Source organism: Pseudomonas sp. Sample_16 (assembly GCF_004307665.1).
In the GTDB taxonomy this organism is placed as follows: Bacteria; Pseudomonadota; Gammaproteobacteria; order Pseudomonadales; family Pseudomonadaceae; genus Aquipseudomonas.
Map to the genome: position 1 here is coordinate 1 of NZ_RCOB01000161.1, position 19,934 is coordinate 19,934.

Sequence of the window (19,934 nt, forward strand, 5' to 3'; positions counted from 1 at the left end):
AGGTCCATCACGACGATACGTTTGTGCACGTTGACCTGGGTCGCGGCGAGGCCGATGCCTGGCGCTTCATACATTGTTTCAAACATGTCGTCGACCAACTGACGCACTTCGTCGTCCACTACGGCCACAGGTTTGGCGATAGTGCGCAGGCGCGAGTCGGGAAATTCGAGGATGTCTAAAATGGCCATAAGCTTGATTACTGCACGTGTGAAGTAAAGTCGGGTCGATGGCCTGGCAGGTCCGAAGATGCAGGCTACCGTTGTAAAACGTAGCTCCCTTCTGTCGACAAGCAAGTTTTGACAAGCCGGCCGGGAGCGAGCCACTGACGGCTCTGGCGTTTCACGCGAACGCACATAATAAAGGGATTCACCGCATGAGGAAATCACTACTCGCCCTGCTCCTTCTGGCTTCGGCCGGTTTCGCGCACGGGCAAGTGCAACTTCGGGAAGGTTTTCCGCAGCGATACACCGTGGTGACGGGGGACACACTCTGGGACATTTCCGCAAAGTATCTCCGTGAGCCATGGCAGTGGCCGCAGTTGTGGCAAGCCAATCCGCAGATCGAAAACCCCAATCTGATCTACCCCGGCGATTCGCTGTCGCTGGTCTACGTCAATGGCCAGCCGCGCCTGACCCTCAGCCGGGGCGAGTCGCGGGGCACCATCAAGCTTTCGCCGCGGGTACGCACCAGCCCGGTAGCCGATGCGATTCCGAGCATCCCGCTGAAATCGATCAACAGTTTTCTACTGAGCAACCGCATCGTCGACAAGGTCGAGGATTTCGACAAGGCGCCGTACATCGTGGCCGGTGATGCCGAACGCGTGCTCAGCGGCATGGGCGACAGAATCTTCGCCCGCGGTCAGTTCGACCTGGCGCAACCGGTCTACGGCATCTTCCGCCAGGGCAAGGTCTATACCGATCCACAAACCCAGGAGTTTTTGGGGATCAACGCCGATGACATTGGCGGTGGCGAAATCGTCGCCACCGAAGGTGACATCGCTACGCTGGCGCTGCAACGCACAACTCAGGAGGTACGCCTTGGCGACCGCCTGTTCAGTGGCGAGGAGCGCTCCATCAACTCGACCTTCATGCCCAGCGCCCCGAGCAGCAAGATCGAAGGCTTGATCATTGATGTGCCGCGCGGCGTGACGCAGATCGGTGCGTTGGATGTGGTCACGCTGAACAAGGGTCAACGCGATGGTCTGGCCGAAGGCAATGTATTGGTGGTGATGAAGACCGGGGAAACCGTGCGTGACCGAATCAGCGGCCAGCCCGTGAAAATTCCCGACGAACGCGCCGGTCTGCTGATGGTTTTCCGCACCTACGACAAGCTCAGCTACGGGCTGGTGCTCAACGCATCGCGTTCGCTGGCGGTGATGGACAAGGTGCGAAATCCATAAGCGTGCTTCACAAGTTACCAACAGAGTTATCCACAGCTTATTCCCGTTTGTACGGGTGCTCATAACGATCAAGGATGATCCATGTCATGGCCTACTGTTACACCGGTTTCCCCTGCGGAGCTGGAAGCTCGTTTGCGTCTGCACCGTTTGCCGGAACTCGGGCCGATGCGGTTCAAAAAGTTGCTCGAGGCGTTCGGTTCGGCATCGAAAGCGATCAGTGCACCGGCCAGTGCCTGGCGCGCGCTGGGTTTGCCATTGGCGTGTGCCGAGGCCAGGCGATGTCCTGAAATCCGCGATGGAGCAAGCCACGCATTGGCCTGGCTGGAGCGTCAGGGCCAGCATTTACTGATGTGGGACCAGGTTGACTACCCGGCGCTGCTGGCGCAAATCAGTGATGCTCCGCCCTTGTTATTCGTCGCGGGCGATCCTGGCATTCTGGAAAAACCGCAGCTGGCGATGGTCGGCAGTCGGCGCGCGTCTCGGCCGGGCATGGATACCGCGGCAGCGTTTTCCCGCAGCCTGGCCAGTGCCGGTTTCGTCATCACCAGCGGGTTGGCGCTGGGTATCGATGCCGCCGCGCATCAGGCTGCTTTGGATGTCGGCGGGCAAACGGTCGGTGTACTTGGCACGGGTCTTGAAAAGTTTTATCCACAGCGCAATCGGCGGCTGGCGGACGCCATGATGGCCTCGGGCAGCGCGGTGCTTTCGGAGTTTCCGCTGGATGCCGGCCCCAGCGCCAGCAACTTCCCGCGACGTAACCGCATCATCAGCGGTTTGTCCCTCGGTGTGCTGGTGGTCGAGGCCAGCGTGGCCAGCGGTTCGTTGATCACCGCACGGCTGGCGGCCGAACAAGGGCGTGAGGTTTACGCGATTCCCGGGTCGATCCATCACCCCGGCGCGCGGGGTTGCCACCAGTTGATCCGCGACGGCGCGGTGCTGGTGGAGACCATTGAACATATTCTCGAAGCCTTGCGAGGTTGGCAGCAACAGCCGTTGTTCCCGGAAACCTGCGAGGTGGCGACGAGTCATCCGCTGTTGAAGCTGCTGCATGCGGCCCCTCACACCAGTGAAGCGCTGGCCCTCGCCAGCGGCTGGGCGCTGCCCAACGTGTTGGCGGCGTTGACGGAACTGGAGATGGGCGGCAGCGCGGTGTGCGAAAACGGGCACTGGTTTGCGCGGGTGAGCTAGGTTTTATAAACAAGATCGGTAAACTGCGCAGAGCCTTATTCTGGAGAGTTTTTCATGGTCAACAGTTGGCGTGTGCAGCAAGCCGCACGAGCAGTTCGCGCAGGGGCGGTGATTGCCTACCCAACCGAAGCAGTCTGGGGCCTGGGTTGCGACCCGTGGGACGAAGAGGCCGTCGAGCGTTTGTTGCTGATCAAGGGCCGGGCAGTGGATAAAGGCCTGATCCTGGTGGCCGACAACATCCGTCAGTTCGATTTCCTGTTCGAAGACTTCCCTGAACTGTGGATGGACCGCATGGCCAGCACCTGGCCGGGGCCGAACACCTGGCTGGTGCCGCATCAGAACCTGTTGCCGCCATGGATCACCGGCGTGCATGAAACCGTGGCGCTGCGCGTGAGTGATCACCCGCTGGTACGGGATTTGTGTGCGTTGGTCGGGCCGTTGGTGTCGACCTCTGCCAACCCGCAAGGCCGGCCGGCAGCTCGTACGCGGCTTCGCGTCGAGCAGTATTTCCGCGGGCAGGTTGACCTGGTGCTCGGCGGGTTGCTGGGTGGGCGCAAGAACCCGAGCGTGATTCGCGATCTGGCGACGGGGCACGTTGTTCGCCCAGGCTGAGACCGAGGCGCCCCCCATCGCTGGCAAGCCAGCTCCCACGGGATTCTGGTCGTTCACATGATTTGTGACCGACCCTGTACGTGTGGGAGCTGGCTTGCCAGCGATGAGGCCTTGGCAGACGCTGAAAATCTTAAGGCAACAGAACCACCGATCCCGTGGTACGCCGTGCCGATAATTCAGTCTGCGCTTTCGCCGCATCCGCCAGTGAATACGTCTGACTGATATCCACCTTCAACTTGCCACTGATGATCATCTCGAACAGTTCATCGGCCATGCGCTGTAGGTTTTCGGCGTTGTTGGCGTAGGTGCCCAGCGTCGGCCGGGTTACGTACAGCGAACCTTTCGCCGCCAGAATCCCCAGGTTGACTCCGTCCACTGCGCCGGATGCGTTGCCGAAACTCACCACCAGGCCCCGAGGCGCGACGCTGTCCAGAGATGTCAGCCAAGTGTCCTTGCCCACGCCGTCGTACACCACCGGGACTTTTTTGCCGTCGGTCAATTCCAGTACCCGTTGTGCGACGTTTTCATGGCTGTAATCGATGGTCGCCCAGGCGCCGTTGGCCTTGGCCAGCGCGGCTTTCTCCGCCGAGCTCACGGTGCCGATCAGCTTGACGCCCAAGGCCTTGGCCCATTGGCAAGCCAACGAGCCGACACCACCCGCTGCCGCGTGGAACAGGATGGTTTCGCCACCCTTGAGTTCGTAGGTCTGGCGCAGCAGATATTGCACGGTCAGGCCTTTGAGCATCACACCTGCCGCCTGCTCGAAGCTGATGGCGTCCGGCAGGTGAACCAGATTGGCCTCGGGCAAGACGTGAACGTCACTGTAGGCCCCCAATGGGCCGCTGCCGTAAGCGACACGATCGCCGACCTTGAACCGCGTGACGTCACTGCCGACCGCCTCGACCACGCCCGCGCCTTCGGAACCGAGCCCCGATGGCAGAGACGGCGGTGGGTAGAGACCGCTGCGGTAATAGGTATCGATGAAGTTCAGGCCGATGGCCTTGTTGGTCACACGGACCTCTTTGGGGCCGGGCCCGGCGGGTTGGTAATCCACATACTCAAGCACTTCGGGGCCGCCATGGGCACGGAACTGAATACGCTTTGCCATCTGCTCTCTCCTGAGATCGATGCTGATTGTGTAAATGCGAAGCGTCCTATCGGACTCCTAAGCTTGATCTTCGTCAACTGCGACGAGCACTTCGGCGGTGTTATGCTACGCGCCCATTTGCGCAGGCCCCGGTCCGATGGAGCGCCGCGTAGCTTTGCCCGATCCAAGGTGATGCCATGACTACCCGCACCGAGGCCGTAAAAGCCTATCTGCTCGACCTGCAAGACCGTATTTGTGCTGCCCTGGAAGCCGAAGACGGTGGCACGCACTTCGTCGAAGACGCCTGGACCCGGCCTGCCGGCGGTGGTGGACGTACGCGGGTGATCGAAAACGGCACGGTCATTGAAAAGGGCGGCGTCAACTTTTCCCATGTCTTTGGCAGTGGCCTGCCACCGTCCGCCAGCGCCCATCGTCCGGAACTGGCCGGCCGTGGCTTCGAAGCGCTCGGCGTGTCGCTGGTGATCCACCCGCACAACCCGCATGTGCCGACTTCCCACGCCAACGTGCGCTTTTTCATCGCTGAAAAAGAAGGAGAGGAGCCGGTCTGGTGGTTCGGCGGCGGTTTCGACCTGACGCCCTACTACGGCAATGAAGAAGACTGCGTGCACTGGCACCGCGTGGCCGAGCAGGCTTGCGCGCCGTTCGGTGCGGACGTCTACCCGCGTTACAAGGCCTGGTGCGACAGCTACTTCCACATCAAGCATCGCCACGAACCACGGGGCATTGGCGGTCTGTTTTTCGATGACTTGAACGAGTGGGACTTCGACACCAGCTTCGCGTTCATGCGAGCTATCGGCGATGCATACATCGATGCCTACCTGCCGATCGTGCAGCGTCGCAAAAACGACACGTTCAGCGTGAAACAACGGGAGTTCCAGGAATACCGTCGTGGCCGTTACGTCGAGTTCAACCTGGTCTATGACCGCGGCACGCTGTTCGGCCTGCAATCGGGCGGTCGCACGGAGTCGATCCTGATGTCCCTGCCGCCGCAAGTGCGTTGGGGTTACGACTGGAAAGCCGAACCGGGCAGCGAAGAAGCGCGCCTGACCGATTATTTCTTGCAGGATCGCGATTGGTTGGCCAAGGCCTGAACGAGGAATGTAGATGGACCGTTATGTTGTATTCGGTAACCCGATTGGCCATAGCAAGTCACCATTGATCCATCGTCTGTTCGCCGAGCAGACCGCGCAGCGCCTCGACTACAGCACATTGCTGGCGCCTTTAGACGATTTTTCCGGCTGCGCGCGGGCTTTTTTCCTCGAAGGCCGGGGGGCGAATGTGACGGTCCCGTTCAAGGAAGAAGCCTTTCGCCTTGCCGATAGCCTGACTGCGCGAGCGCAGCGGGCCGGCGCGGTGAATACCTTGAGCAAAATGGCCGATGGCAGTCTGCTGGGTGACAACACCGATGGCGCCGGCCTGGTGCGGGACCTGACCGTCAACGCCGGGTTCAGCCTCAAGGGCAAACGCATCCTGTTACTCGGTGCCGGTGGTGCTGTGCGCGGTGCTCTGGAGCCCTTGCTCGCCGAGCAGCCGGCGTCGGTGATCATCGCCAACCGCACCGTAGACAAGGCCGAACTGCTGGCGGAACTGTTCTGCGATTTGGGGCCGGTCTCGGCGAGCGGTTACGACTGGTTGCAGGAATCTGTGGACCTGATCATCAATGCCACCTCTGCCAGCCTGACAGGGGACGTTCCGCCGATCGCCAGCAGCCTGATCGAACCAGGCAAAACCGTGTGCTACGACATGATGTACGGCAAGGAGCCGACTTCATTCTGCCGTTGGGCCAGCGAACACGGCGCAGCGGTATCGATGGACGGGTTGGGGATGTTGGCCGAGCAAGCGGCAGAAGCGTTCTACCTGTGGCGCGGTGTACGTCCGGATACTGCGCCGGTGCTGGCCGAGTTGCGCCGACAACTGGCGCTGTAATTCTTTGTGGCGAGGGAGCTTGCTCCCGCTGGATTGCGTAGCGACCCTTAAAATCTGCGGGCGCTTCGCTCCCGAGCGGGAGCAAGCTCCCTCGCCACAGGGATTGGTGTTTTAGCCAAGAATTTGTTCAATCTTCAAATCGGATCGGGCATTTCTCCGGTCCCTCAAGCTTCCTCAACTCTTCCACCACCTGCGGCCGCGCCTGGCGCAAGGTCAGGCTGCGATCCTGGCGCAGCAAGCGCCGGGCTTCCTGATGCAGCATTTCCACCCCTGAATAGTCGATGAAATTGATCTGCTGCGCCTCGATCACCACGCGCGCACCGTGCATGCGTTGCAGGCGCACCTGCAGGTAATGGCTGGCGCCGAAGAAGATCGAGCCGCCGACCCGCAGAATGTCTTCATCGCCGTCGCGTACATGTTGTACCCGCGGTTGCGACGTTCGCTTGAGGTAAAAAAACAGTGACGCCAGCACGCCAGCGTAAATTGCTGTCTGCAACTCCAGCAGCAGCGTGGCGACACAGGTCAGGGCCATGACCACGAACTCGGCGCGACTGACCCGCAGCAATGCGCGAATGCCGCGATGGTCCACCAGGCCCCAGGCAATCAACAGAATACTACCGGCCATGGCCGGGATCGGGATGTGCGCAATCAGACCTGCGCCAAAAATCGCAAACAGCGCCACCCACAACGCCGAAAAAATCCCCGCCAACGGCGAGCAGGCCCCGGCTTCGTAACTCAGCCCGGAACGGGTGAACGAGCCGGCTGACAGCGATCCGGAAAAAAACGCACCGACAATATTTGACAGGCCTTGGGCGCGAACTTCCTGGTTAGCGTCGAGTAGTTGCTGCGAACGTGCAGAGATCGAGCGGGCAATCGACAGGCTGGTCACCAGCCCGAGCATGCCAACGGCCACGGCGCTGGGCAGCAGGCGCAGGATCAAATCGAGATCCAGTGGCAACGGACTGAAGGGCGGTAACTTACCGGTGAACGCGCTGACCAGTTGCACATGACCAAACATGGTTGGCCACAGCCAGACCAGCAATGCGCCCAGCACCAGTGTGATCAACAGCGTTGGCCAACGTGGCAGCCACAGCTTGAGGACCACCCCCACCACCACCGTCGCCAGACCCAACGCCAGCGAGGCCTTGTCCACTTCGCCGAGATGGCGCAATAAAGTGATGAAACTGTCCAGGGCGGTGGCCTGACTTGGCAAGTCCAACCCCAACAGATTGGGTAGTTGACCCACGGCAATCACTACCGCCGCACCGAGGGTAAAGCCGAGCACCACCGAATGGGAGACGAAATTTACCAGCGCGCCAAAGCGCAGCAATCCCAGCAGCCACTGGAAAACCCCCGCCAGGAAAGTCAGCAACAGGATCACCGTGACGTAGTCCTGTGTCGCCGGCACGGCCAGAGGACTGACGCTGGCATACAAGACAATCGAGATCGCGGCCGTAGGACCGCAGATCAAATGCCACGACGAACCCCAAAGACAAGCGATCAACACCGGGATAATAGCCGCGTACAGCCCGTATTCCGGTGGCAGACCCGCGATCAGTGCGTAGGCAATGGATTGCGGCAACGCAAGAATCGCACCGCTGAGGCCGACGATCAGGTCGCGGCCGACGCTGGCTCGGGTTTGCCGGGGCAGCCAGGTGAGGAAGGGAAAAAGTGAATGGCGGCTTGGCAGGGCCATGGGGCCTCTCGGTCGGGGGTTTGCGCAAGGGTAGCAGGACGCACAATCATTTGTGGCGAGGGAGCTTGCTCGCGCTCGGGTGCGAAGCGCCCGCAGGTTTCAGGGCCGCTGCGCAGCCCAGCGGGAGCAAGCTCCCTCGCCACAGAGGATGATCGTTCCCACGCTCCGCGTGGGAACGCCTCAAGGGACGCTCCGCGTTCCAGCTCTCGAAAGGGACGCAGAGCGTCCCGGGCTGCATTCCCACGCGGAGCGTGGGAACGATCATCAACAGAGGATCTCTACAACTTGGCTTTGACTGCCGGCAATGCATCCTTGCCGTCCACGGTTTTCACGCCATCCAGCCATTTATCCAGCACCGCCGGGTTGGCCTTGATCCACGCTTTGGCGGCGTCGGCATTGCTGATCTTCTTGTTCACCACCTCGGCCATGATGCTGTTTTCCATGTCCTGAGTGAACGTCAGGTTGGTCAGCAATTTCCCAACGTTAGGGCAGGCCTGTGCATAACCTTTGCGGGTCAGGGTGTGGACGCTGCCGGTGTCGCCGAAATACTTCTCGCCGCCCTTCAGGTAATGCATTTTCAGCTGCACGTTCATCGGGTGCGGCGTCCAGCCGAGGAAGGTCACGAACTTCTGTTTCTTCACTGCGCGCGATACTTCGGCCAACATCGCTTGCTCGCTGGACTCGACCAATTTCCACTGGCCCATGTCGAAATCGTTTTTCTTGATGATCTCTTGCAGCGAGATGTTTGCCGGTGCACCGGAACCGATGCCGTAGATTTTGCGATCAAACTTGTCGGCGTGTTTGTTCAGGTCGGCAAAGTTATGCACACCCGCGTCCCAGACGTAGTCCGGAACGGCGAGGGTGAACTCGGTGCCATCGAGATTCTTCGCTAACTGCGTGACATCGCCCGTGGCGACGAATTTGTCGTAGAAGCCCTGCTGCGCCGGCATCCAGTTACCCAGAAACACATCGACCTGGCCGTCCTTGAGCCCGCCGAAGGTAATCGGCACCGCGAGGGTGTCGACTTTGGCCTTGTAACCCATGCCGTCCAGGAGAAACCCGGTGATGGCGTTGGTCGCGGCGATGTCGCTCCAGCCCGGGTCGGCCATTTTCACCGTCTCGCATTGATCGGCGAACGCCGATGCACTGCCCAGAGCCAGGAGCCCGACCGTCAGTACTGTGGATAACCTTTGCATGGACTTCCCCTTAACATTATTGGTTTTGGCAGGGTTGTGGATAACGTGCTTTACGCTCCAGATCGTCGAGGTCGATATGGTTACGCATGTACTGCTGACTGGCGTCTACCAGTGGCTGGTGATCCCAGCTCTTCAGCTTGCCGATGGTCAGGGCATCGGCGACGAAACGCCGGCGCCGTTGGCTTGCGAGCACCTGTTGATGGATCGCCGGAATATCCCATTTGGCCCGCGCTTCGGCGAGAAAGTCGTCAAACAGCTGGCGATGCTGCGGCGACTGGCTCAGTTCTTCCAGTTCGCGCGGATCATTGTGTACGTCGAAGAGTAGGCAAGGGTCGTCTTCGCTGTAGATGAATTTGTAAGCACCGCGGCGAATCATCATCAGCGGGCTGATGGTGCCTTCTGCCATGTATTCGCCGAACACTTCGTCGTGACCGCCCTGCCCTTGCAGATGTGGGACCAACGAGCGGCCATCGAGCGGCAGGCCTGGCTCCAGCGAGCCGCCCGCCAGTTCGACGAAGGTCGGCAGCAAGTCGGCGGTCGAGACCGAGGCACTGACACGGCTCGCGCCGAATTGCCCGGGAGCACTTATCAACAGGGGCACGCGAGCGGCCATTTCATACCAGTGCATTTTGTACCAGAGCCCGCGCTCGCCGAGCATGTCGCCATGGTCGCCGGAGAAGACAATGATGGTATCGTCGATCAGGCCGGTATCTTCGAGTGTTTGCAGGAGTTTGCCGACGTTACTGTCGATATAGCTGCAAGCACCGAAATAGGCACGGCGTGCATCGCGGATCTTATCCACAGGCAAGGGTTTATCCCACAGGTCGTAAACCTTGAGCAAACGCCGGGCGTGCGGGTCGAGTTCGTGCTGGTCCGGTGTTATTGGCAAAGGAATGTCGGCATCGTCGTACAGATCCCAGAAAGCTTTGGGAATGGTGTACGGATCGTGTGGGTGGGTCATTGAAACAGTCAGGCAGAACGGCTGGTCGCCATCCTCGCGAATGTGATCGAACAGGTATTGCTGGGCCTTGAAAACCACCTCTTCGTCGAAATCCAGTTGATTGGTGCGCACGCACGGCCCCGCCTGCAGTACCGACGACATGTTGTGATACCAGGTCGGACGCACGTCCGGCTCGTCCCAATTCACTGCCCAGCCGTAGTCGGCCGGATAGATATCGCTGGTCAGACGTTCTTCGTAACCGTGCAGTTGATCCGGACCGCAGAAGTGCATCTTGCCTGACAGTGCGGTGCGATAGCCAAGTCGACGCAGGTAGTGGGCATAGGTCGGTACATCGGCCGGAAAATCCGCCGCGTTGTCGTAGGCGCCGATCTTGCTCGGCAATTGGCCGCTGACCAGGGTAAAACGCGACGGTGCGCACAACGGGCTGTTGCAGTAGGCGGCGTCGAACACCACGCCTTGTGCGGCGAGGCGGCTCAAATTCGGCAACTTGATGGGCGATGGGCCGTAGAACGGCAACATTGGCGCGGCCATTTGATCGGCCATGATGAAAAGAATGTTCTTGCGCTTCATGTGATCGCGGCATTCCATAGTGGATGTTTATGCGAGAGTGCTGGGATCGAGGATGTAACCCATGCACTTTGCGGTAAAGCCCACGCGCAGCAATGACTAGGATAAGCACAGCTTATGTATGACGCTCTTGGTGACCTGTCTCTGGATTTACTTCGCGCGTTCGAAGCCGCGGCCCGTCAACGCAGCTTCACGGCTGCCGCCAATGAACTGGGCACTACCCAACCCGCCATCAGCCAGCAAATCAAGCGGCTGGAAGAACAGTTGGCCACACGTCTGTTCGACCGCATTTACCGCGGTATCGAACTGACCGAGGCCGGAATGATCCTTTTCGAGCAAGTTCAGCTTGGATTGCAGAATATCGATGCTGGTTTGAGTGCGATCAGCGCACAGCAGCAACACGAAGTGTTGCAAGTGGCGACCGATTTCGCTTTTGCTGCCTACTGGCTGATGCCGCGCCTGCACCGTTTTCACGCGGCCAATCCGCACGTGGATGTCAGCCTGGTCACCAGCGAGCGCAGCCACAACATGCTGCGTACGGATATCGATGTGGCGGTGTTATTCGGCGATGGCCGCTTCAAGCAGGGTGAAAGCCATTGGTTGTTCAGCGAAGAAGTATTCCCCGTGTGCAGCCCTCAGCTTCTGAATGAGCGTGCCCTGCCCTTGCCTGCCCAGTGTTTGTTGGAGTTCCCACTGTTGCACCTGCGCGGCGAGAACAGCAGTAACTGGTTTGACTGGAGCGGAGTGTTTCGAGAATTGGGCATCACTTCGCCCCCGGCCCCCGGCCAGTTGCGCTTCGACAACTACACCCTGTTGATACAAGCCGCGATTGGTGGTCAGGGCGTCGCCATTGGCTGGCGACACCTTGTGGATAACTTGCTGACGCAAGGCTTGTTGTGTCGCCCGATTGCGCAAACAGTGATTTCACGCTTGGGCTATTACGTGGTTCTGCCGCAACGCAAACGGCGTGGTGCGTTGATTCAACAGTTCGTCGACTGGTTGATGGAAGAACAGGCCAGTAGCGCGCAATCGCTGAACGGGATGGCGCTGCCCTCCATAGCGGTCTAGCTGTCTGCGGCGATGAAATTGACGTGCTCACCAATGTGCAAATTCAGCTGCAGCTCATCGGCAATCCCCGTGGCAGTGCGTGCCAGGCGTGCGAGCGGTTCGGCCAGGCCCGGTTCAAGGTTGCCGCCAGTCTGGCTGAAATGTTCGATGGTCAGGCCGGCCACTCCCCGTGGCGCGTTCACCAAAGTCCAATGCAACGTGCTGCTTTGCAGTGCTTCACGGATCTCTTCGGCGGCATGTCGTTCCAGGTCGTCTTCTAATTCGGGATCATCGAGAACTTCGAAATCCCCCACCACGAACAAACGGGCAATGCCCGCCGCCTGCATGCCCTCGATCAATGCATCCACTGCCAGCACTTGCTCGACCGGACCCGGCACGATGGATTTTTCCACATGCTCACTGTTGAACGGCAGGCCAGGTGCATCTAACAAGCAAATGACCGCCGAGCTGCCTGCCACACTTTGTTTCACCCGTTGAGCTGCGAAAAGATCGCCGGTCTTGGTGCGCAATCCCGGACGCGGCGCCAGCGCCGTCAGGTCGTCGAGAATGGCGATGACTTCGTGTTGGCGCCGCAGCATTTCAGCCATCAGCGCACTGCCCAGGCTACTCATGGCACCATAAAGCACCACTTTCACCACCGGGGTCTCGGCATTCTTCATGGCTGAACTCCCTTGTTTTCCCGCTTATATGGCGTACGACCTGCGGGAAACGGTGAGGGTTCTACCGGGTTTTAGAGGGATTACCCATGCAACGGATCAAGGGCTATCACGCCCACGTGTATTTCGATGCCAGTTCCATCGATCAGGCGCGGGCCTTGTGCGAGCAAGCTGCGCAATTGTTCCCGCTGAAAATGGGTCGCGTGCACGAACGCCCGGTCGGCCCGCATCCGGACTGGAGTTGCCAACTGGCGTTCGGGCCGGAGCTGATCGGCGAAGTGCTGCCGTGGCTGGCGCTCAACCGCAAGGGCTTGGTGGTGTTCCTGCACCCGGACACCGGCGACGATCTGCTTGACCACAGCGAGCATGCGATCTGGATGGGGGCCATTCGTCCGCTCAATCTGTCTGTTTTTTGATCAGAGCGTTTCTTCGCCTTCGCCTTCACCTCGCAAGTGCTTGCGCAGAGTGCTGTTCTGCCGGGGGCTCGCGAAGGCCGCCATTTGGTCCTGGCCCCGTCCGACGACCGGTTACACATCCGGTCACTGCTTTCATTGCCGAAAGCTGGCTGAAAGCTTCCCCGATTAGGATCGCCCCACTACCGGCAACAGACCGGTCGGCCAATGCCAGCGTTTTATCGCTCGCACAGCCCATTTAACAACAACAATGGTGACCCTGATGTCCTTTGAAACCCGCCGCTTCGCCGCCACTCCGCCCGTACGTCTCGTGCTTCCCGTTCTGCGCTGACCCACCCGGTTCGCCCATTCCCTAGCCGCGCTACGCCTGGAGTATTCCCATGCTGACTTTCCTTGGCTTCGCCATGGTCATCACGTTCATGTTCCTGATCATGACCAAGCGCCTGTCTGCGCTGATTGCCCTGATCATCATTCCAATCGTCTTCGCCTTGTTTGGCGGTTTCGGCCCGAAAATCGGCCCGATGATGCTCGAAGGCATCACCAAGCTTGCGCCGACCGGCGTGATGTTGATGTTCGCGATTCTGTACTTCGCCCTGATGATCGACTCCGGCCTGTTCGACCCGGCCGTGCGCAAGATCCTGAAAATGGTCAAGGGCGATCCGCTGAAAGTTTCAGTCGGCACCGCTGTACTGGCGCTGGTCGTTTCCCTCGATGGTGACGGCGCGACCACCTACATGATCTGCGTGGCCGCCATGTTGCCGCTCTACAGCCGCATCGGCATGAGCCCGCGGATCATGGCCGGTCTGATCATCCTCGCCGGTGGCGTGATGAACATGACCCCATGGGGCGGCCCGACCGCCCGTGCCGCGAGTGCGCTGCACGTGGACCCGTCGGCGATCTTCGTGCCGATGATTCCGGCGATGGCAGCCGGTGTGGTGGCGATCCTGGCGATTGCTTACTTCTACGGCAAGCGTGAACGTGCGCGTCTGGGTGAGTTGCACCTGGTGGGCGATGAGATCGATCACAGCGAAATCAGCGTCTCGCAATTCCCCGATGCCCGTCGTCCGAAGCTGATCTGGTTCAACGGTGCCCTGACCCTGGGCTTAATGTGCACCCTGATCGCTGGCCTGTTGCCGTTGCCGGTATTGTTCATGGTGGCCTTCAGTATCGCGATGATCGTTAACTACCCATGCCTGCAACAACAGAAGGATCGCGTGGCTGCCCATGCTGGCAGTGTGCTGGCGGTGGTCGGGCTGATCTTTGCTGCCGGTATCTTCACCGGTATCCTGTCGGGCACCGGTATGGTCGATGCGATGTCGAAAAGCCTGCTGTCGGTGATTCCGGATTTCCTCGGCCCGTACCTGGCAGTCATAACGGCGCTGGTGAGCATGCCGTTCACGTTCTTCATGTCGAACGATGCATTTTATTACGGCGTGTTACCGGTACTTGCCGAAGCCGCCAGCCATTACGGTATAACCGCGGTGGAAATGGCACGTGCCTCGATCGTCGGTCAGCCCGTCCACTTGTTGAGCCCGCTGGTACCATCGACTTATTTGTTGGTGGCCCTGGCCGGGATCGATTTTGGTGATCACCAGCGCTTCACCCTCAAGTGGGCAGTGCTGGTGTGTATGTGCATACTGGTTGCTGCATTGCTGATGGGGATTTTTCCGCTGTTCAGCACTCTATAAGCCCAAGACTCACCACACCGGGTCCAGGCTTCGTTTTTGAAGCCCGGGCCCGTTTTGGTTTAACAATCGCTCAAAGGAATACACATGGAATGGCTGACCAACCCTGAAATCTGGGTTGCCTTCTTCACCCTGACTGCTCTGGAAATCGTCCTGGGCATCGATAACATCATCATGATTTCGATCCTGGTCAGCCGCATGCCCAAGCACATGCAACAGCGCACGCGGATTTTCGGCCTGGCGCTGGCCATGATCACGCGGATTCTGTTGCTGCTGTCGATCACCTGGGTCATGCGCCTCACCGCCGACTTGTTCGAAGTATTCGGCCAGGGCATTTCCGGACGTGACCTGATCCTGTTCTTTGGTGGCCTGTTCCTGCTGTGGAAGAGCTCGCAAGAGATGTACCACGCACTGGAAGGTGAAGACGAAAGCAACGAAGAACCTTCGGGCAAGGGTGGCAACTTCCTCTACACCATCATCCAGATCGCGATCATCGACATCGTGTTCTCGCTGGACTCGGTGATCACCGCGGTCGGCATGGTGTCCCATGTACCGGTCATGGTGGCGGCGATCGTTGTCGCGGTTCTGGTGATGATGCTGGCCTCGGGCACCATCAGCACGTTCATCGACAAGCACCCATCCCTGAAAATGCTGGCGCTGTCGTTCCTGTTGGTAGTCGGTACCGTTCTGATTGCCGAATCCCTGGATGTGCACGTGCCAAAAGGCTACGTCTACTTTGCCATGGCGTTCTCGCTGGCGGTGGAAGCGATCAACATCAAGATGCGCACCGCGATGGCGAGAAAGCGCAAGCAGCAGGATCCGGTGAAACTGCGCAAGGACATTCCGGGACAGTAACCCGGAGGGCAAAGCTCTGTGGGATAAGAGCTTTTGTGGCGAGGGAGCTTGCTCCCGCTCGACTGCGCAGCAGGCGTAAACGTATCGGACTTGCCGGTATTGGGGCCGCTACGCGACCCAGCGGGAGCAAGCTCCTTCGCCACAGTCACGCTGTGAACAAGGGGACCTTCGGGTCCCTTTTTCATTTTCCGCACGGAGCTGTTTTCATGACAGTTTTGTTTCAATCACGTCTTTAGCTATGCGATGCTGGCGTCCAGACCGTTAGCCAACTACAGCTTAAGTACAGAAGAAGTAGATCGTCGCGCGGCACCGTCAACTTGCTCCCTTTGGAGCGCTACACCACAGGGGGTCTGTATGCTCACCCTGCTCAATCTACTCTCCGCCGTGGCCTTGTTGATCTGGGGCACGCACATCGTCCGAACCGGCATTCTGCGGGTGTTTGGCTCCAACTTGCGCCATGTCATCGGACAGAACATGTCCAGACGCTGGCTGGCGTTCATTTCCGGAATCGTCGTCACCGCGATGGTGCAGAGCAGCAACGCCACCGCGATGCTGGTCACTTCATTTGTCGGCCAGGGCTTGATGGCGCTGACGCCGGCGCTGGCCACCATGCTTGGCGCGGATGTCGGTACGGCGTTGATGGCGCGGGTGTTGACTCTTGACCTGTCATGGCTGTCGCCGCTGCTGATTTTCCTCGGGGTGATTTTCTTTCTCTCGCGCAAACAGACCCGCCTGGGCCAGATGGGCCGTGTCGCGATCGGCTTGGGCTTGATCATCCTGGCGTTGCAGCTGATCGTCGAAGCGGCCACGCCGATCACTCATGCCCAAGGGGTGAAGGTAATCTTCGCCTCGCTGACCGGCGACATTCTGCTCGACGCCCTGGTGGGTGCGCTGTTCGCGATGATTTCCTATTCAAGCCTCGCGGCGGTGCTGCTGACCGCGACCCTGGCCGGCGCGAACGTGATCAGTCTGCCGGTGGCCATCGGCCTGGTGATCGGTGCCAACATCGGCAGCGGCATTCTGGCGTTCCTCAGCACCAGCATGCAGAACGCCGCCGGGCGCCAGGTGGCATTGGGCAGCCTGCTGTACAAACTGATCGGCCTGGTGCTGATCATTCCGGTGCTCGACCCCGTGGTGCATTGGCTCGACAGCCTCGACTTCAGCCCTCAGGAAATGGTCATCGGCTTCCACCTGCTCTACAACACGGCGCGCTGCCTGATCCTGTTGCCCAGTGTCGGGCCAATGGCGAGGTTCTGTGCCTGGGTGTTGCCGGAGCGTCCGCAAGCCAACGGCACCGCCAAACCACGGCATCTCGACCCGACGGCCTTGGCTACCCCGAGCCTGGCGTTGGCCAATGCGGCGCGGGAAACCCTGCGCATGGGCGACCTGATCGACAACATGCTCGAAGCCATGCTCGATGTGTTGCACGGCAAGCAAACCGCGGTGACTCAGGAAGTGCGTCGCTTGGCGGAAGACGTGGAATCGCTGTACAGCGCGATCAAGCTCTATCTGGCGCAAATGCCTCGCGAAGACCTTAGTGACCAGGACAGCCGACGCTGGGCAGAAATCATTGAATTGGCGATAAACCTGAAGCTCGCCAGTGACCTGATCGAGCGCATGCTGCGCAAGGTGCAGCAGCAGAAAACCTCGCAACGCCGGTCGTTTTCCGAGGTGGGCCTGGAGGAGTTGGCGGGGTTGCACAGCCAATTGATTGCCAATTTGCGCCTGGGCTTGTCGGTGTTCCTCAGCGCCGACCCGGAAAGCGCTCGCCAATTGGTCCGTGAGAAACGTCGCTTTCGCGCACAGGAGCGGCGCATGGCCCATGCCCATGTCAGCCGTTTGCAACGCAAGATCGTGCAAAGTCTCGAGACCAGTTCGTTGCACCTGGAGTTGATCGCCGACATGAAACGTCTGAATTCGTTGTTTTGCAGCAGCGCCTACGTAGTGCTGGAAACGTCCGACACCGGAGCGCTGGTTGTCGACGATATGACTGACATCACGCATTCTCCCTGAACGTCCACAGTGGCCTGAAGTCTGTTGAACTCACGCTAGCCGTATGGAAGCTCGTTATGCGTTGCCTGTTGTTCGCCTGTTTGTTGCTCGGCTCATTCCCGTCGTTTGCCCTGGATCGCTTCCAGGTCGAGGGTTATACCCTGCGCAACGGTCTGCAAATTCTGCTCAAACCCGGTGCCGAACGCGGGCATGTGGCAATCCGGCTGGTAGTCGGCGTCGGCATTGATGATTTCGGCTGCGCTGACAAAGAGTTGCCACATCTGCTCGAGCATCTGCTGTTCAGCGGCATCGACGCCAGCGGCGAAGGCGGGCTTGAAGAGCGCATGCAAGCGCTGGGCGGTGAGTGGAATGCGTTCACCAGCAACGCCGACACCACCTTCGTGATCGAAGCCCCGGCGAAGAATCAGCGCAAAGTCCTCGACCTGCTGCTGGCATTGCTGACCCAGACTCACTTCGACGACAACGCCATCAACGCGGCCAAACAAGTGGTCGAGCGCGAAGACGGCGGTCACTACTCGCATTTGCAACGCTGGCTGGATCGCCAGGACCTGGGTCACACCGCCAGCAAGCAACTGGCCGTGGAATTGGGCCTGAAATGCTCCGAGCGCGCCGAAGTCGATCAGTTGACCCGCGAGCAGTTGGAGAAAGTCCGCAAGGATTGGTACGCGCCCAACAACATGACGCTGATCGTGGTCGGCGACCTGGATCGCTTGCTGCCGGCCTATCTGGAGCGCACCTACGGCACGTTGGTACCGATCGAGCCGGGCAATCATCCGCCGCTGCCGCAAATCCAGGCCAGCGCGGCCCACGAGCGCGTGCTGACACGCGGCTTCGTCGGGGGCGGGGCCAAGCTGCATTGGCTGGTACCGGAACCTGTGCTGGAGGATCAGCATGACGAAACCTTCGACCTGCTCAAGGACTATCTGGACTGGGCGCTGTATCGCCAACTGCGGCTGGCGCACAGCTTGTCATACGGCCCATGGGCCGAGCGTGAGGTATTCGGCGGGGTTGGTTTCATGAGCCTCAACGCCGACCTTGAGCGTGACGACGTAGCCGAGGCTCTGACGGTGCTGGATGAATTGAAGGCGCAATTACTCAAGGACGGCCTCAACGCTGAGACCTTCAACCGTCTCAAGCAAGCCGCTATCGCCCGTCAATCCTGGGCCGTGCAAGGCAACAGCGCGCTGGCCGATTACTATTGGAGCGCGTTGGGAGACTATCAGGACGGCCGTTTCGCCAACCCCGCCAAGGAACTGCAAGCGGTATCACTGGCTGAAGCGAACAAGGCGATGCGCGAGCTGCTCCTGCAACCGGGTTACGTGCGGATCGAAAAGCCGTTGCTCAGTGATGACCAAGTGTTGTGGGTAATGGCCGGGGTATTGGGTTTGCTGGTGTTGAGCCTGGCAGCCTGGCGCCTGCATCGCAGAAAATAGCGCTTACCCTCGCCACGTCGTCGTGCCGGCGGTAACCTGTTTGAGATTTTTCCTACGACTAATGTGAATCGCCGAATGTCGACTCTGACCCTTTTTGTACAGCGCATCCTCGAGCTGATGAAGCGCTACCCCGGGGTCATTGCGCTCGGTGGTTTTGTTTCCGGGGTCGGCAGCTTCATTCTGGTCGACCGTCAGCAGGGCTTGGCCAGCTGGATCACCACCATCATGCTGATCAGCTGGATCTGGCTGATGCTGGAAAACAGCCTGACCAAGCTGTTCACGCGGATCTTCAAGCGGGAAATTCCTCAGCCGTTGCTGCGTTACGCGACGCAGATGATCCATCAGGAAAGCCTTTTTTTCGTTCTGCCGTTCTTTTTCATCACCACCACCTGGAACAGCGGCCAGTTGTTCTTCACCGGGTTGCTGGGCATCGCCGCACTGATCTCCATCGTCGACCCGCTTTACTACAAATGGCTGGCGCCGCGGCGCTGGGCGTTCCTCGCGCTGCATACGCTGACATTGTTCGCCGCCCTCCTCACCGCGTTGCCGGTGATCATGCACCTGACCACCTCGCAAAGTTTCAAATGGGCGCTGGGTATTGCCGTATTGCTGTCGTTCCCGAGCCTGGCGTCGATTTTTCCGATTCGCACCGTGCGCAATGCGCTGGCGATCCTGAGCATCACCATCGGGATCGGCGGTGTCGGTTGGGTGTTGCGCTCATGGGTGCCGCCAGCGACCTTGTGGATGACCGACGTGGCCATCAGCACGCAAATGCAGGATCGCACGCCAGGCGCCAGCCTCGAAGAAGTCAGTGCCGAGCAGATTCGCGGCGGTGGCCTGTATGCCTACACCGCGATCAACGCGCCGCGTGGCCTGGACGAGCGGATTTATCATGTGTGGCAGTTCAACGGCAAAGAGGTCGACCGCATTCCGCTGGACATCCACGGTGGGCGCAAAGAAGGCTATCGGGCCTGGACTCACAAACAGAACTTCCCCGGCAATCCGGCAGGCAAATGGCAGGTCCGGGTACTTACCGAAGACGGCCAGCTGATCGGCGTATTGCGCTTCAAAGTGAAGGACAGCACACCGGCCAAAGAAAAGTGAGGCCGTTCGTGGTATTACGTAAGTCAGCGTAAATAGCCGAAAAAGCACGGAGCT

Annotated in this window: 18 protein-coding genes; 12 read left to right on the forward strand and 6 right to left on the reverse strand. The window is 59.7% G+C overall.

Annotated features, from left to right (window positions below):
• The coding region (locus D8U69_RS20900; protein ID WP_177434589.1) for a peptide deformylase at positions 1-188 on the reverse strand (188 nt) is incomplete at its 3' end.
• Positions 189-373: 185 nt separating this feature from the next.
• Between D8U69_RS20900 and D8U69_RS20905 the strand changes: the two genes are divergently transcribed.
• The 3 genes from D8U69_RS20905 to D8U69_RS20915 all read left to right on the forward strand — a co-directional run bounded on the left by D8U69_RS20905 (position 374) and on the right by D8U69_RS20915 (position 3,199).
• Entirely contained in the window at positions 374-1,399 is a 1,026-nt protein-coding gene (locus D8U69_RS20905) for a LysM domain-containing protein (RefSeq protein ID WP_056854243.1), read from the forward strand.
• An 81-nt stretch (positions 1,400-1,480) separates the two neighbouring features.
• Positions 1,481-2,587 (forward strand): DNA-processing protein DprA, encoded by a 1,107-nt coding sequence (gene dprA, locus D8U69_RS20910; RefSeq protein WP_130908045.1) that lies wholly within the window; start codon positions 1,481-1,483, stop codon positions 2,585-2,587.
• Between the two features lie 54 nt (positions 2,588-2,641).
• Positions 2,642-3,199 (forward strand): L-threonylcarbamoyladenylate synthase, encoded by a 558-nt coding sequence (locus D8U69_RS20915; protein ID WP_056854241.1) that lies wholly within the window; start codon positions 2,642-2,644, stop codon positions 3,197-3,199.
• A 130-nt stretch (positions 3,200-3,329) separates the two neighbouring features.
• Here D8U69_RS20915 and D8U69_RS20920 read toward each other — a convergent pair whose 3' ends face one another.
• A complete protein-coding gene (locus D8U69_RS20920) occupies positions 3,330-4,307 on the reverse strand; it encodes an NADPH:quinone reductase (protein ID WP_130908046.1) in 978 nt (325 codons plus the stop codon).
• Positions 4,308-4,483: 176 nt separating this feature from the next.
• Between D8U69_RS20920 and hemF the strand changes: the two genes are divergently transcribed.
• On the forward strand, positions 4,484-5,398 hold the full coding sequence (gene hemF, locus D8U69_RS20925; protein ID WP_130908047.1) for an oxygen-dependent coproporphyrinogen oxidase: 915 nt from the start codon (positions 4,484-4,486) through the stop codon (positions 5,396-5,398).
• 13 nt (positions 5,399-5,411) lie between these two features.
• Positions 5,412-6,233, forward strand: a complete 822-nt coding sequence (gene aroE, locus D8U69_RS20930) for a shikimate dehydrogenase (protein WP_130908048.1) — start codon at positions 5,412-5,414, stop codon at positions 6,231-6,233.
• A gap of 127 nt (positions 6,234-6,360) precedes the next feature.
• Here aroE and D8U69_RS20935 read toward each other — a convergent pair whose 3' ends face one another.
• From D8U69_RS20935 to betC, 3 genes are all read right to left on the reverse strand, one after another.
• Entirely contained in the window at positions 6,361-7,929 is a 1,569-nt protein-coding gene (locus tag D8U69_RS20935; RefSeq protein ID WP_130908049.1) for a SulP family inorganic anion transporter, read from the reverse strand.
• Positions 7,930-8,207: 278 nt separating this feature from the next.
• Positions 8,208-9,125 carry a choline ABC transporter substrate-binding protein gene (gene choX, locus D8U69_RS20940; RefSeq protein ID WP_056854236.1) on the reverse strand — a complete coding sequence of 306 codons (918 nt, stop codon included), beginning with the start codon at positions 9,123-9,125 and terminating at the stop codon, positions 8,208-8,210.
• Positions 9,126-9,141: 16 nt separating this feature from the next.
• Entirely contained in the window at positions 9,142-10,656 is a 1,515-nt protein-coding gene (betC, locus tag D8U69_RS20945; protein WP_130908050.1) for a choline-sulfatase, read from the reverse strand.
• A gap of 114 nt (positions 10,657-10,770) precedes the next feature.
• On the opposite strand from betC, the gene D8U69_RS20950 reads away from it, so the two are divergent.
• Positions 10,771-11,721 carry a LysR family transcriptional regulator gene (locus D8U69_RS20950; protein ID WP_056854234.1) on the forward strand — a complete coding sequence of 317 codons (951 nt, stop codon included), beginning with the start codon at positions 10,771-10,773 and terminating at the stop codon, positions 11,719-11,721.
• On the opposite strand, the gene D8U69_RS20955 is transcribed toward D8U69_RS20950, so the two are convergent.
• Positions 11,718-12,380, reverse strand: coding sequence for an NAD(P)H-binding protein (locus tag D8U69_RS20955; protein WP_056854233.1), 663 nt, complete (start codon positions 12,378-12,380; stop codon positions 11,718-11,720). The genes D8U69_RS20950 and D8U69_RS20955 overlap by 4 nt on opposite strands.
• A gap of 86 nt (positions 12,381-12,466) precedes the next feature.
• Here D8U69_RS20955 and D8U69_RS20960 point away from each other — a divergent pair, with 86 nt between their 5' ends.
• From D8U69_RS20960 to D8U69_RS20985, 6 genes are all read left to right on the forward strand, one after another.
• Positions 12,467-12,793 (forward strand): DOPA 4,5-dioxygenase family protein, encoded by a 327-nt coding sequence (locus D8U69_RS20960; protein ID WP_130908051.1) that lies wholly within the window; start codon positions 12,467-12,469, stop codon positions 12,791-12,793.
• A 377-nt stretch (positions 12,794-13,170) separates the two neighbouring features.
• Positions 13,171-14,478 carry a CitMHS family transporter gene (locus D8U69_RS20965; RefSeq protein ID WP_056854231.1) on the forward strand — a complete coding sequence of 436 codons (1,308 nt, stop codon included), beginning with the start codon at positions 13,171-13,173 and terminating at the stop codon, positions 14,476-14,478.
• 84 nt (positions 14,479-14,562) lie between these two features.
• Complete coding sequence (locus D8U69_RS20970; protein ID WP_056854230.1) at positions 14,563-15,330, forward strand: TerC family protein; 768 nt, start codon at positions 14,563-14,565, stop codon at positions 15,328-15,330.
• A gap of 354 nt (positions 15,331-15,684) precedes the next feature.
• A complete protein-coding gene (locus tag D8U69_RS20975) occupies positions 15,685-17,343 on the forward strand; it encodes a Na/Pi cotransporter family protein (protein ID WP_056854229.1) in 1,659 nt (552 codons plus the stop codon).
• Between the two features lie 56 nt (positions 17,344-17,399).
• Positions 17,400-18,776 carry an insulinase family protein gene (locus D8U69_RS20980; protein ID WP_130908052.1) on the forward strand — a complete coding sequence of 459 codons (1,377 nt, stop codon included), beginning with the start codon at positions 17,400-17,402 and terminating at the stop codon, positions 18,774-18,776.
• A gap of 75 nt (positions 18,777-18,851) precedes the next feature.
• Positions 18,852-19,880 carry a DUF5924 family protein gene (locus D8U69_RS20985; RefSeq protein ID WP_056854227.1) on the forward strand — a complete coding sequence of 343 codons (1,029 nt, stop codon included), beginning with the start codon at positions 18,852-18,854 and terminating at the stop codon, positions 19,878-19,880.
• The last annotated feature ends 54 nt before the right edge of the window (positions 19,881-19,934 follow it).